Genomic DNA, 20327 nt, shown 5'->3' with positions numbered 1-20327 from the left:
GGCACCTTTTCGCATTCGGTTGCCCGCATCCTTCGACAGAATGGCCGGGGGATCAATCGCCGGCGGCCGGATCAGAGCGTGTAGGCATCGTGCAGGCCCGGCAACTCTATCTTTCCGGGCAGGGCGCGGGCCAGCGCGGTGCGGCTGTCGTCCTCGCCATGCACCAGGAAGGTGCGCTGCGGTTTGCCGCTGCGATTGTGCCAGTCGACCAGGTCGGACTGGCCGGCATGGGCGGAAAAGCCATTGATCGTGTGGATCTTCGCCCGCACCGGGATCTCGCGCCCGAACAGCTTTACCGTCCTGGCCCCGTCGATGATGATGCGCGCCAGCGTCCCTTCGGCGGCGAAGCCAACGAAGATCACGCTGTTGTCGGCATGTGGCAGGTTGTGGCGCAGGTGGTGGCGTACGCGCCCGCCAGTGCACATGCCCGACCCCGCCATGATGACCGCGCCGCCGCGCAGGCGGTTGATCTCCATCGACTCGGATGCGTCGCGGGTGAACTCCAGCTCCGGCAGGTCGAACGGGTCACGCCCGCCGCGCAGCATTGCCGCCAGTTCCGGTTTCAGGGCGTCGGGATGCTGCTTGAACAGTTTCGTGGCTGAGATCGCCATGGGCGAGTCGAGGAACACCCGCAACCCCTTGGGGAACTCTCCCTTCTGAAGCCCTTCGCGCAGGTAGAACAGCAGCTCCTGCGCCCGTTCCAGCGCGAAGGTCGGGATCACCACGTTGCCGCCGCGTCCCCAGGCCTCGGCCACCGCGTCGTGGAATTCCGTGACCGAGGCGCCGAGAGAGCGGTGGTCGCGGTCGCCATAGGTGCTTTCCATCACCACGAAGTCGGCGCCGCCGGGCGGGACGGGCGAGTTCAGCAGCGGCCTTTCCCGCGGGCCGATATCGCCCGAGAACAGGATGCGGCGGCTCTGGCCATCCTCTGTCACGTCCAGCGCGATGCTGGCCGAGCCCAGGATATGGCCCGCATCGTGGAAGGTGGCGGTGATGCCGCGGCCCAGGTCCAGCGGCTGTTCGTATTCGGCGACGCGGCCGAACAGGTCCATCGCGGTCAGCGCGTCGAGCGTGTCGTATAGCGGCGCCTTCTGCTTGCCGTGGCGGCGGGCGCGGCGGGCCTCTTCCTCGTGCAGGTGGGCGGAATCGAGCATCACGAGACGCGCGAGGTCGCGCGTCGCGGCGGTGCAGATGATCTCTCCGTCGAAACCGCGATCGACCAGCAACGGGATGCGCCCGCAATGGTCGAGATGCGCATGGGTCAGCAGCAGCACGTCCACCGTGGCGGGATCGAAGCCGAAAGGCGCGGAATTGTCCTCGTCCAGTTCGTGCCCGCCCTGGAACAGGCCGCAATCCACCAGGATCGTGCGCCCGTTGGCCTTCAGCATGTGGCAAGAGCCGGTGACGCCCCCGGCCGCGCCGTGAAAGGATAGCTTCATCGCATCGCTCCTTCTGTCAACGTGTCAGCGCGGTTCCGGCGCGCTCGTGCCAGCGCAGGATGTCCGACCAGATTTCCCCGGCGGTTTCGGCATACCAGAACAGCGCGCGGTCCTCGGGGTCGATCACGCCCTCTTCGACCAGGAAATCCGGATCGAAGGCGCGCCGCCAGTAGGCCTCGCCTACCAGGATCACCGGCACCGGCGCGATCTTGCGCGTCTGGATCAGCGTCAGCGTCTCGAACAACTCGTCCATCGTGCCGTATCCACCGGGAAACACCACCAACGCCCGCGCCCGCAGCAGGAAATGCATCTTGCGCACGGCGAAATAGTGAAAGCGGAAACACAGACCCGGCGTCAGGTAGGGGTTGGGGAACTGTTCGTGCGGCAGGGTGATGTTCAGCCCAACGGTCCGCGCGCCCGCGTCATGCGCGCCGCGGTTCGCGGCCTCCATCAGGCCGGGGCCGCCGCCGGTCAGCACCACCATCCGCTTGCCATGCACGTCCTCGGCCTCTCCCACCAGCCGCCCGAAGTCTCGGGCGATGTCGTAGTAGCGGCTTTTCTCGGCGACGCGCCGGGCGATGCGCAGCGCCTGCGCGGTCTCGGCGCAGCCGGGATCGGCCTTGGCCTGTGCCTCGAGGTCGGCCACGCGGCGGTGCGCCTCGGCGGTTTCGGACACGCGGGTGCTGCCGAAGACGACGATCGTGTGGGCGATGCCATGCCGGTCGAGCAGTTCCTCTGCCTTGTCGAAGTCCAGTTGCAGGCGCAGCCCGCGGTTCGAGTCCTTTTGCAGGAAGGCGATGTCGCGGTCCGCCTCGCGGTATTCCGGGCTGGCCAGGATCGCCTCGACCAGGGCGCTGGCCTGAGGGTCCACGCTATCGGGCTTGGGCGTCTCGCCCGGCAGCGGGCAATGGCGTGAGACCGGGTGCGGCGGGTCCGGCTTTGCCGTGTCGGGCGCTGGACCCTCGGGCTGGATCGGGGTCGACATGTGGACCTCCGTGCATGGCTTGCCGCCAGTTGAGCGAAAGCGCCGACGCGGGTCAAGCGGCAGAGTTCCGCATGGAGTATGCACTATTTTGCAAATCCGGTTGCGCGAAGGTTTCCTGCGTGCATTATAAGACATAAGCGACTCTGCGTTGCAGAGCCGTCCGCCTGGCCGGGGAGGGCCGGGCGTCACAGGAGACAGGGCGCCAAGCCCCGCCCTGAGGGAGGATGCGCATGACCGGGAACCGCAACGCGGCGTTGCATTTCGTCGACCGCCACGTCGACGAGGGGCGCGGCGACAAGGTGGCCTTTCGCGAGGCTGCCGGACAGCGCCGCAGCCTGACCTACGGCGCCCTGGCCCGGCGCAGTGACCTGGTGGCGGGCGCGCTGGCCCGCGCCGACATCCGCCCCGAGGAACGCGCCGCCTGCATCCTGCTGGACCAGGTCGAATACCCCGAGATCTTCTGGGGCGCGCTCAAGGCCGGGGTGGTGCCTGTGGCGCTCAACACGCTTCTGTCGACGCCGATCTATGACTTCATCCTGCGCGACAGCCGCGCGACCTGCCTGTTCGTGTCGGCGGAATTGCTGGACGTGGTGATGCCCGCCGCGCGCGGCGTGGACAGCATCCGGCAAGTCATTGTCATCGGCGGCGCCGCGCCCGAGGGCGCCATCGCCTACGAGGATTTCCTGCAAGGGGCCAAGCCCGGCCCCACCCGTGTCGTCAGCGACGACGAATGCGCCTTCTGGCTCTATTCGTCGGGCTCGACGGGCCAACCCAAGGGTGTGCGGCACGTGCATGGCGCGTTGAAGGCCACGGCAGACACCTACGGCGCGCAGGTGCTGGGCATCCGCGAGGATGATACCGTTTTCTCGGTGGCCAAGATCTTCTTTGCCTATGGCCTTGGCAACGCAATGACCTTTCCCATGTCGGTGGGCGCGACGACCGTCCTGTTCAATGGCCGCCCGACGCCGCAGGTCGTGACCGAGATCCTCGCGCAGGAACGCCCGACGATCTTCTGCGGGGTGCCCACGCTGTACGCCGCCACCGTGCACCACCTGGAAAAGACCGGCGTGCCGGCAGGCGACCTGCGCCTTTGCATCTCGGCGGGCGAGGCGCTGCCCGGGGAAATCGGCAACCGCTGGCGCGACCTCTGGGGCGTGGACATTCTCGACGGGGTGGGCAGCACCGAGATGCTGCACATCTTCCTGTCGAACCGCCCCGGCGACGTGGTTTATGGCACCTCGGGCCTGCCGGTTCCGGGATACGAGTTGCGCTGCGTGAATGAGGACGGGCAGGAAATCGTGCCCGGCGAGGTCGGCGAGTTGCTGGTGCGCGGCGCCTCGGCCGCCGAGGGCTACTGGAACAAGCGCGACAAGAGCCGCGCGACCTTCGAGGGCGAGTGGACCCGGACGGGCGACAAGTACGAGGTCACACCCGAGGGGCGCTTTGTCTACTGCGGGCGGACCGACGACATGTTCAAGGTCTCGGGCATCTGGGTCAGCCCGTTCGAGGTGGAACAGGCGCTGATCGCCCATCCCGGCGTGCTGGAGGCCGCGGTGGTCCCGCAGCGCGATGAGGACGGACTGGAAAAACCCAAGGCCTTCGTCGTGCTCAAGGACGGCGTCGATGCCGCCGCCACGGTCGACGCGCTCAAGGACTTCGTCAAGGCGCGGGTGGGGGCCTGGAAGTATCCCCGCTGGGTCGAGGTTGTCCCCGACCTGCCCAAGACCGCGACCGGCAAGATCCAGCGATTCAAGCTGCGCGAGTCCGCACCGGAAAAGGAGCACGCCTGATGGACTGGAGTGCAGGACAAGGCCGTCTGATCGCAGGCGGCAAGGCGCTGGAATGGCGCAGCTTCGGCCCCGCGCCCGAGGACGCGCCCTCCATCGTAATGCTGCACGAGGGGCTGGGCTGCGTGGCATTGTGGCGCGACTTTCCCGAAAGGGTGGCGCAGGCGACGGGCTGGGGCATGTTCGTTTATTCCCGTGCCGGATACGGCCAGTCCGACCCGGCCGACCTGCCGCGCCCTCTGGATTACATGACGCGCGAGGCGGTCGAGGTTCTGCCGCAGGTGCTGGACGGCATCGGCTTTCGCCGGGGCATCCTGATGGGCCATTCCGATGGGGCAACCATCGCCGCGATCTACGCGGGTTCCGTTGAGGATTTCCGCGTGCGGGGCCTGATCCTGATGGCGCCGCATTTCTTCACCGAGGAGATGGGCCTGGCCGAGATCGCCCTTGCCAAGACGGCGTTCGAGACGGGGGGCCTGCGCGACCGTATGGCGCGCTATCACGCCGATCCCGACAACGCCTTTCGCGGCTGGAACGACGCGTGGCTGGATCCGGAGTTCAAGGCCTGGGACGTGTCCGAGGTGATCGATTACATCCGTGTGCCCACGCTGGCGATCCAGGGTGCCAAAGATCAGTATGGCACGCTTCTCCAGATCGAGGAGATCGCCGACCGCTCCTATGCGCCGGTGGACGTGCTGGTGCCCGAAGGCGCACGCCACGCGCCGCACCTCGACGCCTCCGAGGCCGTGCTGGCCGAGGTGGCCGGGTTCTGCGCCCGGCTGGAACGGATCGAGAAGGCAACGCCGGACGCCGCCTGATGACCGGCTGGCGCCCGGATTGGGCCTATGTGCCGGGCCGCACGCCGCGCCATGCGGAGGGCCTGTTCGATCCGCTCAAGGGGATCGCGGACCCGCTGGAGGCCTCGCCCGCGTGGGTGGCGGGGCTCGCGTTCTTCGGCGACGGGTTCTTCTGGGAAGCGCACGAGGTCTGGGAGGCGATCTGGCTGGCGGCATCGCCAAACGGGGCGGAGCGGTGCCTGGTTCGGGGGCTGATCCAGACAGCCAACGCGCGGTTGAAACGGGCGATGGACCGGCCGCAGGCTGCGGTCCGGCTCGAGGCCATCGCCGGCGCCGAGATCGCCGAGGCTTTCATCCGCAGCGGTGGCGCGCCGGTGATGGGCTGGTCTGCTGAGGAGGTCGCGCTTTTGCTGGCAAATGAGCACTATAATGCATAATTTTCGAGGTACGATTGTCGATGAGCGATGCTGCAGCGAGATGAACGGGCAAATTAGGTGGCGCGATCCCGCCGGATGGCTGTTGTGATATGAGAGAAATGCACTATAGTGCAATCACTCGGAACGGAGAGGCGCGGCCATGACCAAGCGAATCGACTTTCAGGTGGACCCGTCCGCCTACCGCCACTGGCGGGTCGAATACGACGGTCCGGTGGCCAACCTGTTCATGGACGTGGACGAAGATGGCGGCCTGTTCGACGGCTATCAGCTGAAACTCAACAGCTACGACCTGGGCGTGGATATCGAGCTGGCCGACATCGTGCAGCGGATGCGTTTCGAGCATCCCGAGGTGAAGGTCGTGGTGATGCGCTCGGCCAAGGACCGGGTGTTCTGCGCCGGCGCCAACATACGCATGCTGGGTGGCGCCAAGCACGCCCACAAGGTCAATTTCTGCAAGTTCACCAACGAGACGCGCAATACGTTCGAAGCGGCTGAGGTGGACTCGGGCCAGAAATACATCGCCGCGATCAAGGGGGCCTGCGCGGGGGGCGGCTATGAACTGGCGCTGGCCTGCAACCACATCATGCTGACCGACGACTCGTCCTCCAGCGTGGCGCTGCCCGAGGTGCCGCTGCTGGCGGTGCTGCCCGGAACCGGCGGGCTGACCCGCGTCACCGACAAGCGCAAGGTGCGCCGTGACCTCGCGGACGTGTTCTGCTCGACCGAAGAGGGCGTGCGGGGCAAGCGCGCGCAGGAGTGGAAGCTGGTGGACGAGGTGATCCCGAATTCGAAATTCGACGAGACGGTGGATGCCCGCGCCCGCGACTTCGCGGCGTCCTCGACGAAACCGGACGTGGACAAGGGCATCGTGCTGACCGCGCTCGACCGGACGTTCCATGAGGATGGCTCTGTCACTTATTCCACGGTCGAGGTGCAGGCCGACCGCAAGGGCCGGACCGCGAGCATAACGATCCACGGCCCCGAGGGCGACCCGCCTGCCGACATTGCGGCCTTCACGGCCGAAGGCGACCAGGCGTGGATGCTGCGGGCGGCGCGGGAACTGGACGACGCGATCCTGCACCTGCGGCTGAACGAGCCGGAACTGGGCCTGATGGTGTTCAAGACGCAGGGCGACCCGGAAACCCTGCTGGCGCACGAGGCGCTGCTGATGGCCAACCGCGACCACTGGCTGGCGGGCGAGGTGCTGCAATACTGGAAGCGCGTGCTCAAGCGGATCGACGTGACATCGCGCAGCATGGTGGCCTTGGTCGAGCACGGGTCCTGTTTCGCGGGCATCCTGGCCGAGATACTATGGGCGGTGGACCGCAGCTACATGATGGAAGACGAGTTCGAGGGCGACAACCGGCCGATGGCCACGGTCACGCTGTCGGATGCCAATTTCGGCCCGATGCCGATGGCCAACGGGCTGACGCGCCTGCAGACGCGTTTCCTCGGCGACGACGCAGCGCTGGCGGGGGCCGAAGCGTCGAAGGGCGAGGCGCTGGAGGCCGAAGCGGCCGACGAGGCTGGTCTCGTGACCATGATCCTCGACGACATCGACTGGGAGGACGAGATCCGTATCTTCCTCGAGGAGCGCGCGAGCTTCAGCCCCGACGCGATGACGGGGATGGAGGCGAACCTGCGCTTTGCCGGGCCCGAGACGATGGAGACGCGGATCTTCGGCCGGCTGACCGCCTGGCAGAACTGGATCTTCACCCGCCCCAATGCCGTCGGCGAGGCGGGCGCGCTGCAACGCTACGGCACCGGCCAGCGTGGCGAATTCAACATGGAACGTGTGTGACAAACGTGGCGGCGCCCCTCGGGGTGCGTCATCCGTCGAGGGAGAAAACCGATGCTCGACCTGATCAATGTCAGCTATGACACCCAGATCCCCAACAACGTGGGCCTGTCCTCGGACAAGAAGGTGCTCAAGGCGCTGGAGCGCTGGCATCCCGGCTACATCAACTGGTGGAACGACCTGATCCCGCAGAACTTCCAGGAGTCGATGGTCTACCTGCGCACCGCCGTCTCGGTGGACCCGAAGGGCTGGGCCAAGTTCGACTACGTGAAGATGCCGGAGTATCGCTGGGGCGTGCTGCTGGCGCCGCAGGTCGAGGACCGGCGCATTCCCTGCGGCGAACATGCGGGCGAACTGGCCTGGCAGGAGGTTCCCGGCGAATACCGCAACCTGATGAAGCGCCTGATCGTGATCCAGGGTGACACGGAACCGGGCAGCGTGGAACAGCAGCGGTACCTCGGCCTGACCGCGCCGTCGCTCTACGACATGCGCAACCTGTTCCAGGTGAACGTCGAAGAGGGCCGCCACCTCTGGGCGATGGTCTATTTGCTGTTCAAGTATTTCGGCAAGGACGGCCGCGAAGAAGCGGACGACCTGCTGCGCCGGTCCTCGGGATCGGAAGAGGCGCCGCGCATGCTGGGCGCCTTCAACGAAGAGACGCCGGACTGGCTGTCCTTCTTCATGTTCACCTATTTCACCGACCGCGACGGCAAGATGCAGCTTGAGTCGCTGGCACAGTCGGGCTTCGATCCCCTCAGCCGCACCTGCCGCTTCATGCTGACCGAGGAAGCGCACCACATGTTCGTGGGCGAGACCGGCGTGGGCCGCACCATCCAGGCAACTTGTGAAGCGATGGTCAAGGCGGGCATTTCCGATCCCTACGACACCGACAAGGTCCGCAGCCTGGGCGTGATCGACCTGCCGACGATCCAGAAGAAGCTGAACCTGCATTACACGCTGTCGCTCGACCTCTTCGGGCAGGAGGTGTCGACCAACGCCGCCAATGCCTTCAACGCGGGCATCAAGGGCCGCTACATGGAGACGCGGATCCAGGACGACCACCGCCTGACCGGCGACACCTACAAGGTGCTGGATATCGTGGACGGCGTGCTGGTGGAACGCGATGTGCCGGCGCTGACCGCGATCAACATGCGCCTGCGTGACGATTACATCCGCGATGCGAGCGGCGGTGTGGGCCGCTGGAACAAGATCATCGAGAAGGCAGGGATCGAGTTCGAGTTGAAGCTGCCGCACCAGGCCTTCAACCGCAAGATCGGCGTCTTTGCCGGCAAGGATTTCGACCCCGAGGGCAACCTTGTTACCGGCGACGAGTATGACCGTGGTCTGCCGCACTGGCTGCCCACCCATGGCGACGGTGATTTCATCCAGTCGCTTATGAAACCCTGCTACGAGCCCGGGAAATACGCCAGCTGGATCGCCCCGCCCAAGGTCGGGATCGACAACAAGCCGGGCGATTTCGAATACGTCAAGCTGCACATGGCCTGACCCCGGGCCTGACTCCGACCCGGGCCGCTGCCATGTGCGCGGCGGCCCGAAACTTGATCTGGAACAAGGTGGGACGGTCCGGAACGGCTATCCTGCGGCATCGGCCTCTCCACGCGAACAGGGAGCACCCATGATGAAGACCGACCGCCTGATCGGCCATGCCCCGCGCACCCGCGCGCTGGGCGAGGACATTGTCGCCATCCAGGGGCCGTGCATCGGCTGCAAGGGCTGCACCGGTCTCTGCGCGGCGCTGATCGAGGCACTGTCGGTGCCCGACGCGATCCTGCGCCGGGCCTGAACCACCTCCGTTCCAGGACGAACGTGACACGCGTGACCGGTGCGAAAGCACCGGACTGGAAGGAGACGCCATGACCGCCCCGGTGAAACAGCACCTGATCGACCCGGAAATCTGCATCCGTTGCTATACCTGCGAGATGACCTGCCCGATCGGGGCGATCCAGCATGACGACACCAACGTCGTGGTCGATCCCGAAACCTGCAATTCCTGCATGGACTGCATCCCGGTCTGCCCGACCGGCTCGATCGACGAATGGCGCGTGGTGACCACGCCCTATTCGCTGGACGAGCAATACGGCTGGGACGAACTGCCCCCGCAGGAGGATCTGGGCGAGGCCTCGGCCGGAGGGATCGAGGCGCTGGACGAGGCGATGGCCGCCCTGCTGGCCGAGGCGCATGCGGGCGCCGGCGGCAAGTCGCGGGCGCCGGCGAGCGCGGCCAAGCCCTCGGTCAACCTCTATACGCTGGGCAAGCCCGCGACGGCGAAGGTGCAAGGCAATTACCGGCTGACCGACGATCCGGAGCACGACGTGCGCCACATCATCCTCGATTTCGGCGCCCTGCCGATGCCGGTTCTGGAGGGTCAGTCCATCGGGATCATCCCGCCGGGCGAGGACGCCGAGGGCAATCCGCATCTGCCTAGGCTCTATTCCGTGTCTTCGCCCCGCGACGGCGAGCGGCCGGGCTACAACAACGTCTCGCTGACGGTCAAACGCGAGGGGGGGGGCCTTTGCTCCAATTTCGTCTGCGACCTCAAGCCCGGCGACACGGTGCAGGTCACCGGCCCCTTCGGCGCAACCTTCCTGCTGCCCGACGATGCGCAGGCGCGGCTGCTGATGATCTGCACCGGCACCGGATCGGCGCCGATGCGCGCCTTCACCATGCGCCGCAACCGCACGGTTGGCGGCCGGTCGGGCGGGATGGTGATGTTCTTCGGTGCGCGGACCCCTGAAAGCCTGCCCTATTTCGGCCCATTGAAGAAGGTGCCGTCGGACCTGCTGGAAAAGCACCTGGTCTATTCGCGGGTGGGGGAGGCCAAGGAATACGTCCAGGACCGGATGATGGCCGAGGAAGAGCGGGTGGCCGAACTGCTGTCCGATCCCCGGACGCATGTCTATGTCTGCGGCCTGCGCGGCATGGAGGATGGCGTCGAGCGCGCCTTTACCAGCGTCGCCGAGTCGATGGGACAGTCCTGGGTGGCGCTGCGCGACGTGATGCGGGACGAGGGGCGCTATCACGTCGAGACCTACTAGGGCGCCAGTCGGGGCATGGGGGCTCTGCCCCCGTTGCGTTCCGCGACTCCCCCGCGATACTTGAGGTCAGTGGAAACGAGGGGCAGGGATGAGCGGCGACGGGTTCGTGCATGAAATCCGGGTGACATGGGGCGATTGCGATCCCGCGAAGATCGTCTACACGGCGCGCATCCCGTGGTTCGCGCTGGATGCCATCAACGCCTGGTGGGAGCATCACCTGGGAGAGGGCTGGTACCAGCTGGAACTTGATCGAGGGCTGGGAACGCCCTTTGTCAACATGACCCTCGACTTCCGCGCGCCGATCACGCCGCGTCATCGCCTGCTGTGCGCGGTGCGGCCGGTGCGGCTGGGCGAGACCTCGATCTCGTTCGAGGTGCTTGGCCGGCAGGACCGGGTCCTGTGTTTCGAGGGTCGGTTCACCTGCGTCTTCGTCGTGGCGCAGGATTTCCGGAAATGCGCCCCGCCGGACGACATCCGGGACATCGTTGTGCCTCTTCTGCCGTGAGGATGCGGAAAACCGCATTGCGGGGCGTGACCTGCCTGAAATTTCGCCTAGACTATGCACTATAGTTCATAAACGGTGCAGGCATGGCAGAGATCACCACATTCGACGGGCGGGTTGCACCGGCCACCAGCGCCGCGCTGATCGACCAGGCGGTGGCGGCGTTGATGGCGCGCGTGGGCGAGCGGGTGCGCTACGCGCGCGAGCGGCGCGGCATTCCGCGCCGGGTGCTGTCGGAGATGTCGGGCGTCTCGCCGCGTTACCTGGCGCAGATCGAGAGTGGAGAAGGCAATATCTCGATCGGATTATTGATGCGCGTGGCGATGGCGCTGGACTACCGGATCGAGTGGTTGCTGGGCGAGGACGACCCGTGGCGGTCCGAGGTGCTGCGCGTGGCCGAGGGGTTCCGGTCGGCGGATGCCGAGACGCGCGCCGCCGTTCTGCGGGCCTTGTCGCGCGAGACGCCGGAAAGCCTGCGGGCGCAGCGCGTCTGCCTGGTGGGGCTGCGCGGCGCGGGCAAGTCGACGCTGGGGCGGCTGGCGGGGGCGGCGCTGGACGTGCCTTTTGTCGAGTTGAACCGCGAGATCGAGACGACAGGGGGTATGCCGGTCGAGGAGATCATGGCGCTGTATGGCCAGGAAGGCTATCGCAAGCTGGAATCCGATGCGCTGGACCGGGTGATTGCCACGCATGACCGGATGATCCTGGCCGTGGCAGGCGGGATCGTGGCGGAACCCGCCACCTACAACCGGCTGCTGTCGCGCTTTCATACGATCTGGATCAAGGCCACCGCCCCGGAGCACATGGAGCGGGTCCGCGCGCAGGGCGACGAGCGGCCAATGGCCGGTAATCCCGAAGCGATGGCGCAGTTGCGCTCGATCCTGACCAGCCGCGAGGCACTGTATGAGCAGGCCCATGCGCAGCTGGACACGTCGGGCGAGACGGTCGAGACTTCGCTGGAGGCGCTGCTGCGTCTGATCGGGGCGCGTGGCTTTCTCGGGTCATGAGCGTCTGGGCCTGGCCCGGCATCTCTGTTCCAACGCTGCCGGTCGCGCCTGTCGCGGACGCGGCTTCGGTTCCCGCGAGGGTCGCCGTGGCCGGCGGTGAGGCGCTGGGCCTTGCACTGCGGATCGCGCGGGCAGGACTGGCCGTGGATCTGGTCGAGGCGGACGCGGTGGATGCGGCGCGGGTGGCGGACATGGCGCAGCATGCTGCGCTGCCTGCCCTGACAGTCGGCGTCGACAGGGGCGTGCTGGGTGAGGCGGCGCTCGTGCTGGCGGCGCCGGGCTGGGAGGAGGCTTTGCCCGCAGGTGCGGTGCGGCTGGGCGCGGCGTTCACGATCTGCGGCGGCGTGGCCGAACTCTTCGGTGCGCCGGAGGCCGCGCGGGCGCTGGCATTGCACCTGGGTTTCCGGCCGGTCGACGCGCCGCCCGGTGGGCTGGCCGGTCCGATGGCCGACGCGATGGATGGCGCGGCCGAGGCGCTGGCGCTGTCCGGTGCCGTGCCCTGGGAACTCGACGAGGCGCTGGTGGCGGCGGGGTTCGCCGCCGGTCCGTTCGAGCGGCAGGACGAGGACGGGGTGGATACCTGCCTCGCAAGGCGCCGGGCGCGGCTGCAGGCGATGGCGCCTGTGGTGCCGCGCATGGTCGCCGAGGGGCGGCTGGGCCGCAAGGGCGGCGTCGGCTGGTATCGCTATCCCGGTGGGGGCGGGCGGGTTGTCGATCCGCTGATCGAGGACTTGGTCCGGGAAGAGGCCTGGTTCGCCGGGGTTTCACAGCGATCCATCCCGGCAGACGAGGCTTTGGGCCGCGTGACGCTGGCGCTGATGGAGCAGGCGGCCACTTGCGCGCTGGACGGCGCCGATCCGCAGGTGTTGGACCGGGTGGCGGTCTTGGGCATTGGTTATCCGGCGCGCCTTGGCGGGCCGCTGGCGCAGGCGGTGGCGCTGGGCGCTTCACTTGGCCCGGCGATGCAGGCGGCGGGCCTGCGGGCGCTGCCGCGCTGGCTGGCGCGGGCCTAATTCATGTCCTTCAGCAGGCGGCCATGCTTGCGGGTTTCCTCCAGCAGCTGGCCGAAGGTCCGGACGCCTTGCGCCTCGAGCATCGGCAGCATCCGCAGCAGCACCTCGGCGGTGGCGCGGGCGTCGCCCATCGCGGTGTGACGCAACTCCGGCGGGATGGTGACGCCCAGCCGCAGGCAGAGCGCGTCCAGCGTATGCGTCTCGGTCGTGCCGAACAGCACCGCCGAGACCAGCACCGTGTCGAGGATCGGGTGGTCCCATTGCCGCTGCATCCGCGCGCCGTGGCGGCGCAGGAACGCCATGTCGAACGGTGCGTTATGGGCCACGATGACCGAGCCGCGGGCGAAATCGTGCAGCTTGCGGCCAGCCGCCACGATGTCGGGCTTGCCCGCCACCATCGCGTCGCTGACATGGTGCACGGCGGTCGAGGCAGGCGGGATCGGGCGGCCGGGATCCACCAGCTGGTCGATCGTCTCGCCGGGCACGAGGCGGCTGTTGACGATGCGCACCGCGCCGATTTGCACGATCTCGTCCTTGTGCGGCAAGAGGCCCGTCGTCTCGGTGTCGAAGACGGTAAAGACCAGCTGGCGCAGGGGTGTCTCTTCGACCGCCTCGGGCACGCTCTGGCCCATCAGGTCGAAGTCGAAGACCAGCGGGCGGGCGGCATCGGGCGCCATCTCGACATGGGCGGCGTCGATCACCATCAGCGTCGCGCCGCCATCGAGCGGCCGCAGGCGGATGTCGTAGGTCTGCCGGCCATCCTGTCCGCGCAGGATCGCGCTGACTTCCTTGCCCTTCTTTGCCAGCCGCTGCCGGGCCGAGGACAAGTCGCCCGCATCGAAATACTCGGACAGGGCTGCGCCCAGGCGCGGTACGCCCTGCTGGGCCAGCACCTCGGCGGCCTGTCCGTCATAGAGCACGATGCGCCCCTGCGCATCGGCCAGCAGGGTGGCGACGGGGATCTCGGTCAGCAACGCGGTGAGGCGGGCCTTTTCCGCTTCGATCCGGGCGGTTTCCGAGGCGAGGCGCTGCGCCCCCTGCATCGCGCTGTCCGACAGGGCGCTGGCCACGGCCCGGGCGGCGGGGGCGAGGTCGCCGAGATAGCGCGCGCTGTGCAGGTCAAGATCCTGCCCGGCGCCGGCATGGGCGCGGGCGCGCAGGCTGGTGGCAAGCCGCTGGATCGGCTTGGCCACGTTCTCGTCGAAGAGGAACCAGATGGCGGTGGTCAGCCCGACCAGCCCGAAGAGGGACAGCGTGCCGGCAAAGACGAAGCCGGTGGCGGGGTCGGTCTCTTGCGCGCGGGCGTGCCCGGCGTAAAGCGCGCCCAGCACGATCGACACGCCACCCGCCGCCAGCAGCACGAAGAAGAGGAACACGCGCAGGCGCAGGCTGAGCCGGGTCATGACGCGGGCGCCCCGCAGACGGTGGTCACCACCGCATCATCGGGCGGCACGTCGCGCCAGACGGGGGGAGAGCCGTCGCCCAGCGCGGGGTCGGCGCGGCGCCGGGTCGGGCAGTCGACGAGGATCTGCACCGCCTGTACCGCCTTCCAGCGGCCGAAGAAATAGACATCGGCCATCACCAGCCCGTCCTGCGCGCTGTTGGGCCTGAGGTTGTCCATGTCGACGGCGGAAAAGCGTTCGGTGACCGGAAAGACATAGCTCCAGGGCCGCCACGCGGCCGAAGTCTGCACCGTCTGGGCCACCTGCACGCCCTCGGGTAGGGCATCGACGGTTCGCCCATACCAGTTGTATTCGCTGCTGATCGTGGTGCCCAGCATGGCCGCGCCCGCGCCGATCGGGACCAGCCAGCGGGGCAGCCGCCCGCCCGTGAGGCGGTTCAGCAGCATGACCGCGCCCGCGCCGGCGAAACCGGCAATGAACACGGCGATCAGTTCCAGAAACATCGCTCCTCCCTTGCGCGTCTTTCGCGCTTATCCCAGCGCCCCCTTGCCGTGTCCCAGCGCCGATTGCAGCGACTTGATCACGACGAAGGCGTCGCGCAAATGACTTCGCTCAAAATCCGACAGGCTGGAGGGCGACAGGTAGTTGTCCGGTCGTCCTCCGGCCCGGATCTGGTCCGCCTGGTGATTGAGCCGCGTCTCGGCGATCAGGTCGTAGGCGTCCATCAGGTCCTGCCCGCCCGACTGGCTGAGCACGCCCGCCGCCTGCGCCGCCTCCAGCCGCGCCCGGGTGTTGACCGGCGTCAGCCTGCCTTGCAGCGCATAGACCCGGCCCAGGTCGACCACCGGCACGACGCCGTTATGCTTCATGTCCAGAGTGTTCTTGTGCTCGCCCGACCGGATCGTGGCAAAGCCGCGCAACAGCCCCAGCGGCGGCGTGTGCTTGAGCGCGTTCGAGATCATGTGCGCCACGAAGATCGAGTTCTTCGAGGCCGCTGCCAGGGTGCCCGCCTGGAGGTCGGCGAACAGGCGCTCGGCGCCGCCGATGGGGCGTAGGTCGAACATGACGCTGGCCAGCATCTGCGCCTCGGGCGAGGGCTTGGCGATCCAGTTGGCGAAATAGCCGCGCCAGACCCGCAGCGGCTGGCACCAGCGCGGGTTGGTGGCCATCATCTCGCCGGGGCAATGGATGTAACCGCAGGCATCCAGCCCGTCGCAGACGAACTTGGCCAACTCGGCGAAATAGCCCATCTGCGCCTCGGTCACGGCATCGTCGAGGATCAGGCAATTGTCCTGATCCGAAACGCCGGTCTGTTCCTGCCGCCCCTGCGAGCCGCAGGCGAGCCAGAGGTAGGGCACGGGCGGCGCGCCGAGCTTGCGTTCCGCCAGCGCCAGCAGGCGGCGGGTGGCGGCGTCGGCGATGTCGGTGATGAGGCGCGTGACCACCTCGTGCCGGTTGCCGCCCGCCACCAGTTGCACCAGCAATTGCGGGATGCGGGCGGTGACGCGGGCCATTTCCAGCGCGTCGGCAGCGGTCGCGATGTCGCGCACCAGTTCGGCCGAGGTCGTCGCCTGGAAGCGGGTCAGGTCGGTCTGGGTGACGATGCCCACCAGCTTGCCGCCCTCGGTGACGGGGACATGGCCGATGCGCCGCTCCATCATCATGTGCAGCACGTCTGAGCCGATCGCCGAAGGCGGCAGGGTCTGCGGCCCCTCGGTCATCACGGCGCGGACGGGCGTCGTGGCGGGCAGGGCGCCTGCGACCACCTTGGCCGAGAGGTCGCGGATCGTCAGGATCCCGCGCAGCGCCTCGCCCTCGGTCACGCAGATCGAGCTGACATGCTTGGCCGCCATCGCCTTTGCGGCTTCCTGCACGGTGGCGTCGGGTGCGCAGGTCAGGGGTGCGGCGGTCATCAGCGTCTCGACCCGGCTGGTGGCCAGGTCGGCGCGTTTCGGCTTGGCCGGGCGCTGACGGTCGAAGAAGCGTTTGACCTGCGGTTCGGTCTCTGCAAGTCGCAGGAAATCGGCGCGCGGCAGGACCAGCAGGGCCGAGTCTTCCAGCGTGCGGGCCGAGGTAACGGCCAGCCCGTCGCGCGCAAGCCCCCGTTCCCCGAAGGAATTGCGCGGCCCTAGGATCGACAGTTGCGCGCCGTTGCCGTCGCGCACCTCGACGCTGCCGGAATGGATCAGGTAGAGCCCGTCCAGCGGCTCTCCCAGCGTATAGATGTCCTCGCCCGCGGCCAGCTCCATCGGGCGGAAGCGCGGCAGCAAGTCGTCCAGCGCCTCCTCGGCCAGGCTGTCATAGGGATGCACGGAGCGCAGGAAACGGTGCAGGGCGGCGCGGTCGAGCGGCATGGGATGTCCTTACTCTCGCAGGCGGTAGGTGGTGGAAACCAGGCCAGACCTGAAGGCGCGCGTCTCGATCAGGTCGAAATCCACGTCCTCTTCCAGCAGGCCGAACAGCGGCACGCCGCCGCCAAGCAGGACGGGCGCGCGGGTGATGGTCATCTCGTGGATCAGCCCGGCCCGCAGGAAGGACTGGATCAACTTGCCGCCATCGACATAGACAGTGCTCCAACCTTCCTCTTGCAACGCCTCCATCAGGCGCAGCGGCGTGGCGCGGGTGATGCGGACGCGCTCTGCCAGGCTGTCCGGCAGCAAGGCGGGATCGAGGCTCTGGCTGACGACCACGACGGGCTTGTCATAGGGCCAGTCCGGCAGGTCGCGGACCCGCTCGAAAGAGCGGCGGCCCATCACCACCCCGTCCATCCGCGCGATGAAGGCGTCATAGCCGTGGTCCTCGTCCTCCACCGGCTGTTTCATCAGCCAGTCGAGCCCGTCGTCATCGCGTGCGATGAACCCGTCGAGACTGGTAGCGATGAAGACATGGCCTGTGATGCGCGGGGTGTCGGTCATCGGGATCCTCGGTATAGGGCGTCGCGGTCAGGCTTGCCATAGTCGGCGGGCGCAGGAAAGGGCAGGGGGCAAGGCGACGCGGTTCCGGACGCGCGCTGTCGCACATGGGACGCCTTGTCAAAAACAAACGGGCCGCCCTTTCAGGCGGCCCGTCCATGATGTCACGCGACGCGATCAGTGGTCCACGGCGGTGCCGGCACCGCGCGGGATGCGCACCGATTCCACCAGTTCCTCGATCTCGCGCGGGATCGGCGCAGTCATCTTGGACACGATAAAGGCCACCGTGAAGTTGAGCGCCGCACCCACGGCACCAAAGCTCGTCGACTTGATGCTGCCCAGAAGCGGGTCAGCGTCGGTGAAGCTGTTGGTGTCGGGGACAAAGAACCAACCCTTGTGCAGGAAGATGTAGACCAGCGTCACCACCAGGCCGGTCAGCATGCCCGCCACGGCGCCCTTGCTGTTCACCTTGGTGAAGATGCCCATCATCAGCGCCGGGAAGATCGTCGCCGCCGCAAGGCCGAAGGCCAGTGCCACGGTCTGCGCCGCGAAGCCCGGAGGGTTGAGACCCAGCCAGGTGGCCACGGCGATCGAGACGGCCATGGCGATCCGGGCCGAGAGCAGTTCGGTCTTTTCCGACATGTTCGGCGTCAGCTGACCCTTCAGCAGGTCGTGGCTGACGGCCGAGGAGATGGCCAGCAGCAGACCGGCGGCGGTCGACAGCGCGGCGGCAAGGCCACCGGCGGCGACAAGACCGATCACCCAGCTGGGCAGGTTCGCGATTTCCGGGTTCGCCAGAACCAGGATGTCGTTGTTGAAGTTGGTCAGCTCGTTCGCCGAACCCCAGCCCGCGGCTTCGGCCTTGGCCACCGCATCGGGGTTCTTGTCGTTGAAGTAGGCGATCTTGCCGTCACCGTTCTTGTCTTCCCAGCCCAGCAGGCCGGTCTTCTGCCAGGTCGCCATCCAGTCGTAGCGCGGGTCGTTCTCGATCTGCTCGAGGCTCACCGGTTCGGACTGTGCGCCGTTCGGCCAGAACATGTCGGTGATGTTCAGGCGGGCCATCGCGCCCACGGCCGGGGCCGTCAGGTAGAGCAGCGCGATGAAGACCAGTGCCCAGCCGGCGGACCAACGGGCGTCGGACACCTTGGGCACGGTAAAGAACCGCATGATGACGTGCGGCAGACCGGCGGTGCCGATCATCAGCGACAGGGTGAAGAGCACCATGTTGAACGTGTCGCCGTTATGCGTCGTGTACTCGTTGAAGCCGAGGTCACGCAGCAGGGCATCAAGCGTCGCCAGCAGCGGCTCGCCCGTGGCCTGGTGGTCGCCGAACAGGCCGAGGCCCGGGATCGGGTTTCCGGTCAGCTGCAGCGAGATGAAGACCGCCGGGATCGTGTAGGCGGTGATCAGCACGACGTACTGCGCCACCTGCGTGTAGGTCACGCCCTTCATGCCGCCGAACACGGCGTAGGCGAACACGATCACCGCGCCGATCAGCAGGCCGGTGGTCGAGCTGACCTCGAGGAAGCGGCCAAAGGCCACGCCCACGCCGGTCATCTGGCCGATCACGTAGGTCACGGAGGCGATGATCAGGCAGATCACGGCCACCAGGCGCGCGGTCGGGCTGTAGAAACGGTCGCCGATGAATTCGGACACCGTGTACTTGCCGAACTTGCGCAGGTAGGGCGCAAGCAGCAGCGCCAGCAGCACATAGCCGCCGGTCCAGCCCATCAGGAAGGTCGAGTTGTCATAGCCGGTGAAGGCGATGAGGCCGGCCATCGAGATGAAGGACGCGGCCGACATCCAGTCGGCTGCGGTCGCCATGCCGTTGGTGACCGGGTGCACGCCGCGGCCTGCGGCGTAGAATTCCGACGTGGAACCGGCGCGGGCCCAGATCGCGATGCCGATGTAGAGCGCGAACGACGCGCCCACGAACAGCAGGTTGATGGTAAACTGATCCATGTCCCTTATTCCTCGTCCACGCCGAATTCTTTATCCAGCTTGTTCATCCGCCAGGCGTAGAAGAAGATCAGCGCCAGGAAGACGATGATCGATCCCTGCTGGGCGAACCAGAAGCCCAGGTCGGTGCCGCCGACCGCGATGCCCGACAGCATCGGGCGCAGCAGGATGCCGAAGCCGAAACTGACCAGCGCCCAGATCACCAGGCTGATGAGAATGATGCGCACGTTCGCTGCCCAGTAGGCCTTGTCGTCCTTCTGGGTCGCGGCGTGTCGCGCGGTTTGTGATAGTTGATCCGCCATGGCGGTCCTCCTCTTCCTCCATTGACGCAACTCCGCTCACAACCCTCGCGGGGTGGAATTGCGCGTCCTGTTCATTCCCTGGAGTTGCAGGGAACATCCCGACACGGCCCTCAGCGGGCCGTTGCCATTCTCACGATCGCCGCCAACCCTGCGGCGATGTCCTCGATGCTCCCCATGGCGTCGATGCGCGACAACGCGCCCGACTGCTCGTAGTAAGCGATAAGAGGTGCGGTCTGTGCATGATATGCATCAAGGCGCGACGCCACGGTTTCGGCGTTGTCGTCGGCACGGCGGTTGAACACCGCGCCGTGGCACTTGTCGCAGACACCGGCCTTGGCGGGCATCTTGAAACTGTCGTGCCAGCCTTCGCCGCAACCGGCGCAGGTATAGCGGCCGGCGATGCGCTCGACCATGGCGGCGTCGTCGACGTCGAGGCTGATGGCCGCGTCGATCTTCTGCCCGGTCTCGGCCAGCAGCGCGTCCAGCGCCTTGGCCTGCACCGCGGTGCGCGGAAACCCGTCCAGGATCACGCCGCGGGCGCAATCCGGCTCGGCCAGGCGGTCGCGCAGGATGGCGATGACGATGTCGTCGCTGACGAGTTCGCCGGCCTCCATCACGGCCTTGGCCTTGCGCCCGGCCTCGGTGCCCGCCGCGACGGCGGCGCGCAGCAGGTCGCCGGTGGAGAGCTGGACGAGGCCGAAAGCGTCTTCCAGCATCCGCGCCTGGGTGCCCTTGCCGGCGCCCGGCGGGCCCAGCAGGATCAGGACGGGGGCGGTGGTCATGGAGTCCTTCATGATCTCACCCCTTGTTCATTCTGTTTTCGATGAGGTCGTCGACGACGGCTGGGTCTGCGAGGGTTGAAGTGTCGCCGAGGGCGCCGAAGTCGTTTTCGGCGATCTTGCGCAGGATGCGGCGCATGATCTTGCCCGA

General features: G+C 67.3%; 19 protein-coding genes. 10 read left to right on the top strand and 9 right to left on the bottom strand.

Annotated features, from left to right (window positions below; translation table 11 throughout):
• Positions 1–71 precede the first annotated feature (71 nt).
• Entirely contained in the window at positions 72–1439 is a 1368-nt protein-coding gene (locus tag KB874_RS18150) for an MBL fold metallo-hydrolase (protein WP_212537985.1), read from the bottom strand.
• A 16-nt stretch (positions 1440–1455) separates the two neighbouring features.
• Positions 1456–2424, bottom strand: a complete 969-nt coding sequence (locus KB874_RS18145; protein WP_212537984.1) for an LOG family protein — start codon at positions 2422–2424, stop codon at positions 1456–1458.
• Positions 2425–2654: 230 nt separating this feature from the next.
• On the opposite strand from KB874_RS18145, the gene KB874_RS18140 reads away from it, so the two are divergent.
• The 10 genes from KB874_RS18140 (at position 2655) to KB874_RS23225 (ending at position 12821) form a co-directional block, all read left to right on the top strand.
• A complete protein-coding gene (locus KB874_RS18140; protein WP_212537983.1) occupies positions 2655–4214 on the top strand; it encodes a benzoate-CoA ligase family protein in 1560 nt (519 codons plus the stop codon).
• Positions 4214–5029, top strand: coding sequence for an alpha/beta fold hydrolase (locus tag KB874_RS18135; protein ID WP_212537982.1), 816 nt, complete (start codon positions 4214–4216; stop codon positions 5027–5029). Before KB874_RS18140 ends, KB874_RS18135 begins: the two co-directional genes overlap by 1 nt.
• The gene (locus tag KB874_RS18130; protein WP_212537981.1) at positions 5029–5445 is read left to right on the top strand and encodes a DUF309 domain-containing protein; all 417 of its coding nucleotides are present in this window, start codon (positions 5029–5031) and stop codon (positions 5443–5445) included. The genes KB874_RS18135 and KB874_RS18130 overlap by 1 nt, the downstream gene beginning before the upstream one ends.
• 139 nt (positions 5446–5584) lie before the next feature.
• Entirely contained in the window at positions 5585–7246 is a 1662-nt protein-coding gene (gene boxC / locus KB874_RS18125) for a 2,3-epoxybenzoyl-CoA dihydrolase (protein WP_212537980.1), read from the top strand.
• A 51-nt stretch (positions 7247–7297) separates the two neighbouring features.
• The gene (gene boxB / locus KB874_RS18120) at positions 7298–8749 is read left to right on the top strand and encodes a benzoyl-CoA 2,3-epoxidase subunit BoxB (protein ID WP_212537979.1); all 1452 of its coding nucleotides are present in this window, start codon (positions 7298–7300) and stop codon (positions 8747–8749) included.
• Between the two features lie 130 nt (positions 8750–8879).
• Entirely contained in the window at positions 8880–9047 is a 168-nt protein-coding gene (locus tag KB874_RS18115) for a hypothetical protein (RefSeq protein WP_212538249.1), read from the top strand.
• Between the two features lie 70 nt (positions 9048–9117).
• Entirely contained in the window at positions 9118–10299 is a 1182-nt protein-coding gene (gene boxA, locus KB874_RS18110) for a benzoyl-CoA 2,3-epoxidase subunit BoxA (protein ID WP_212537978.1), read from the top strand.
• A gap of 88 nt (positions 10300–10387) precedes the next feature.
• Positions 10388–10804 (top strand): acyl-CoA thioesterase, encoded by a 417-nt coding sequence (locus KB874_RS18105; RefSeq protein ID WP_212537977.1) that lies wholly within the window; start codon positions 10388–10390, stop codon positions 10802–10804.
• Between the two features lie 83 nt (positions 10805–10887).
• Complete coding sequence (locus KB874_RS18100) at positions 10888–11808, top strand: helix-turn-helix transcriptional regulator (protein WP_212537976.1); 921 nt, start codon at positions 10888–10890, stop codon at positions 11806–11808.
• Positions 11805–12821, top strand: coding sequence for a 3-hydroxyacyl-CoA dehydrogenase family protein (locus KB874_RS23225; RefSeq protein ID WP_212537975.1), 1017 nt, complete (start codon positions 11805–11807; stop codon positions 12819–12821). Before KB874_RS18100 ends, KB874_RS23225 begins: the two co-directional genes overlap by 4 nt.
• Here the strand turns inward: KB874_RS23225 and KB874_RS18090 are convergent.
• The 7 genes from KB874_RS18090 to KB874_RS18060 all read right to left on the bottom strand — a co-directional run bounded on the left by KB874_RS18090 (position 12818) and on the right by KB874_RS18060 (position 20191).
• Positions 12818–14224, bottom strand: coding sequence for a 3'-5' exonuclease (locus KB874_RS18090; RefSeq protein WP_212537974.1), 1407 nt, complete (start codon positions 14222–14224; stop codon positions 12818–12820). The two genes, KB874_RS23225 and KB874_RS18090, sit on opposite strands and share 4 nt — an antisense overlap.
• On the bottom strand, positions 14221–14727 hold the full coding sequence (locus KB874_RS18085; protein ID WP_212537973.1) for a hypothetical protein: 507 nt from the start codon (positions 14725–14727) through the stop codon (positions 14221–14223). The genes KB874_RS18090 and KB874_RS18085 overlap by 4 nt, the downstream gene beginning before the upstream one ends.
• 27 nt (positions 14728–14754) lie before the next feature.
• Complete coding sequence (locus KB874_RS18080; protein WP_212537972.1) at positions 14755–16578, bottom strand: DUF294 nucleotidyltransferase-like domain-containing protein; 1824 nt, start codon at positions 16576–16578, stop codon at positions 14755–14757.
• 9 nt (positions 16579–16587) lie between these two features.
• On the bottom strand, positions 16588–17139 hold the full coding sequence (locus tag KB874_RS18075; RefSeq protein ID WP_212537971.1) for a dihydrofolate reductase family protein: 552 nt from the start codon (positions 17137–17139) through the stop codon (positions 16588–16590).
• Positions 17140–17313: 174 nt separating this feature from the next.
• Positions 17314–19098: a sodium:solute symporter family protein gene (locus tag KB874_RS18070; RefSeq protein WP_212537970.1), complete on the bottom strand. Its 1785-nt coding sequence runs from the start codon at positions 19096–19098 to the stop codon at positions 17314–17316.
• Between the two features lie 5 nt (positions 19099–19103).
• Positions 19104–19397 (bottom strand): DUF4212 domain-containing protein, encoded by a 294-nt coding sequence (locus KB874_RS18065; protein ID WP_212537969.1) that lies wholly within the window; start codon positions 19395–19397, stop codon positions 19104–19106.
• A 110-nt stretch (positions 19398–19507) separates the two neighbouring features.
• Entirely contained in the window at positions 19508–20191 is a 684-nt protein-coding gene (locus KB874_RS18060; RefSeq protein WP_212537968.1) for an adenylate kinase, read from the bottom strand.
• Positions 20192–20327: the final 136 nt, after the last annotated feature.

Origin of the sequence: Thetidibacter halocola (genome assembly GCF_018224955.1) — a bacterium.
Taxonomy (GTDB): domain Bacteria; phylum Pseudomonadota; class Alphaproteobacteria; order Rhodobacterales; family Rhodobacteraceae; genus Thetidibacter; species Thetidibacter halocola.
The sequence above is the reverse complement of the archived record's forward strand: the minus strand, read 5'-3'. Positions and strand labels throughout refer to the sequence as shown.

What these genes read in the sequence shown, in the direction of transcription:
- KB874_RS18060 (WP_212537968.1), bottom strand. Translation starts at nt 20,191, where the DNA reads ATGAAGGACTCCATGACCACCGCCCCCGTCCTGATCCTGCTGGGCCCG.
- KB874_RS18130 (WP_212537981.1), top strand. Translation starts at nt 5,029, where the DNA reads ATGACCGGCTGGCGCCCGGATTGGGCCTATGTGCCGGGCCGCACGCCG.
- boxC (WP_212537980.1), top strand. Translation starts at nt 5,585, where the DNA reads ATGACCAAGCGAATCGACTTTCAGGTGGACCCGTCCGCCTACCGCCAC.
- KB874_RS18080 (WP_212537972.1), bottom strand. Translation starts at nt 16,578, where the DNA reads ATGCCGCTCGACCGCGCCGCCCTGCACCGTTTCCTGCGCTCCGTGCAT.
- KB874_RS18115 (WP_212538249.1), top strand. Translation starts at nt 8,880, where the DNA reads ATGATGAAGACCGACCGCCTGATCGGCCATGCCCCGCGCACCCGCGCG.
- KB874_RS18100 (WP_212537976.1), top strand. Translation starts at nt 10,888, where the DNA reads ATGGCAGAGATCACCACATTCGACGGGCGGGTTGCACCGGCCACCAGC.
- KB874_RS18135 (WP_212537982.1), top strand. Translation starts at nt 4,214, where the DNA reads ATGGACTGGAGTGCAGGACAAGGCCGTCTGATCGCAGGCGGCAAGGCG.
- KB874_RS18070 (WP_212537970.1), bottom strand. Translation starts at nt 19,098, where the DNA reads ATGGATCAGTTTACCATCAACCTGCTGTTCGTGGGCGCGTCGTTCGCG.
- KB874_RS18105 (WP_212537977.1), top strand. Translation starts at nt 10,388, where the DNA reads ATGAGCGGCGACGGGTTCGTGCATGAAATCCGGGTGACATGGGGCGAT.
- KB874_RS18075 (WP_212537971.1), bottom strand. Translation starts at nt 17,139, where the DNA reads ATGACCGACACCCCGCGCATCACAGGCCATGTCTTCATCGCTACCAGT.
- KB874_RS18065 (WP_212537969.1), bottom strand. Translation starts at nt 19,397, where the DNA reads ATGGCGGATCAACTATCACAAACCGCGCGACACGCCGCGACCCAGAAG.
- boxA (WP_212537978.1), top strand. Translation starts at nt 9,118, where the DNA reads ATGACCGCCCCGGTGAAACAGCACCTGATCGACCCGGAAATCTGCATC.
- KB874_RS18140 (WP_212537983.1), top strand. Translation starts at nt 2,655, where the DNA reads ATGACCGGGAACCGCAACGCGGCGTTGCATTTCGTCGACCGCCACGTC.
- KB874_RS18085 (WP_212537973.1), bottom strand. Translation starts at nt 14,727, where the DNA reads ATGTTTCTGGAACTGATCGCCGTGTTCATTGCCGGTTTCGCCGGCGCG.
- KB874_RS18090 (WP_212537974.1), bottom strand. Translation starts at nt 14,224, where the DNA reads ATGACCCGGCTCAGCCTGCGCCTGCGCGTGTTCCTCTTCTTCGTGCTG.
- KB874_RS18150 (WP_212537985.1), bottom strand. Translation starts at nt 1,439, where the DNA reads ATGAAGCTATCCTTTCACGGCGCGGCCGGGGGCGTCACCGGCTCTTGC.
- boxB (WP_212537979.1), top strand. Translation starts at nt 7,298, where the DNA reads ATGCTCGACCTGATCAATGTCAGCTATGACACCCAGATCCCCAACAAC.
- KB874_RS23225 (WP_212537975.1), top strand. Translation starts at nt 11,805, where the DNA reads ATGAGCGTCTGGGCCTGGCCCGGCATCTCTGTTCCAACGCTGCCGGTC.
- KB874_RS18145 (WP_212537984.1), bottom strand. Translation starts at nt 2,424, where the DNA reads ATGTCGACCCCGATCCAGCCCGAGGGTCCAGCGCCCGACACGGCAAAG.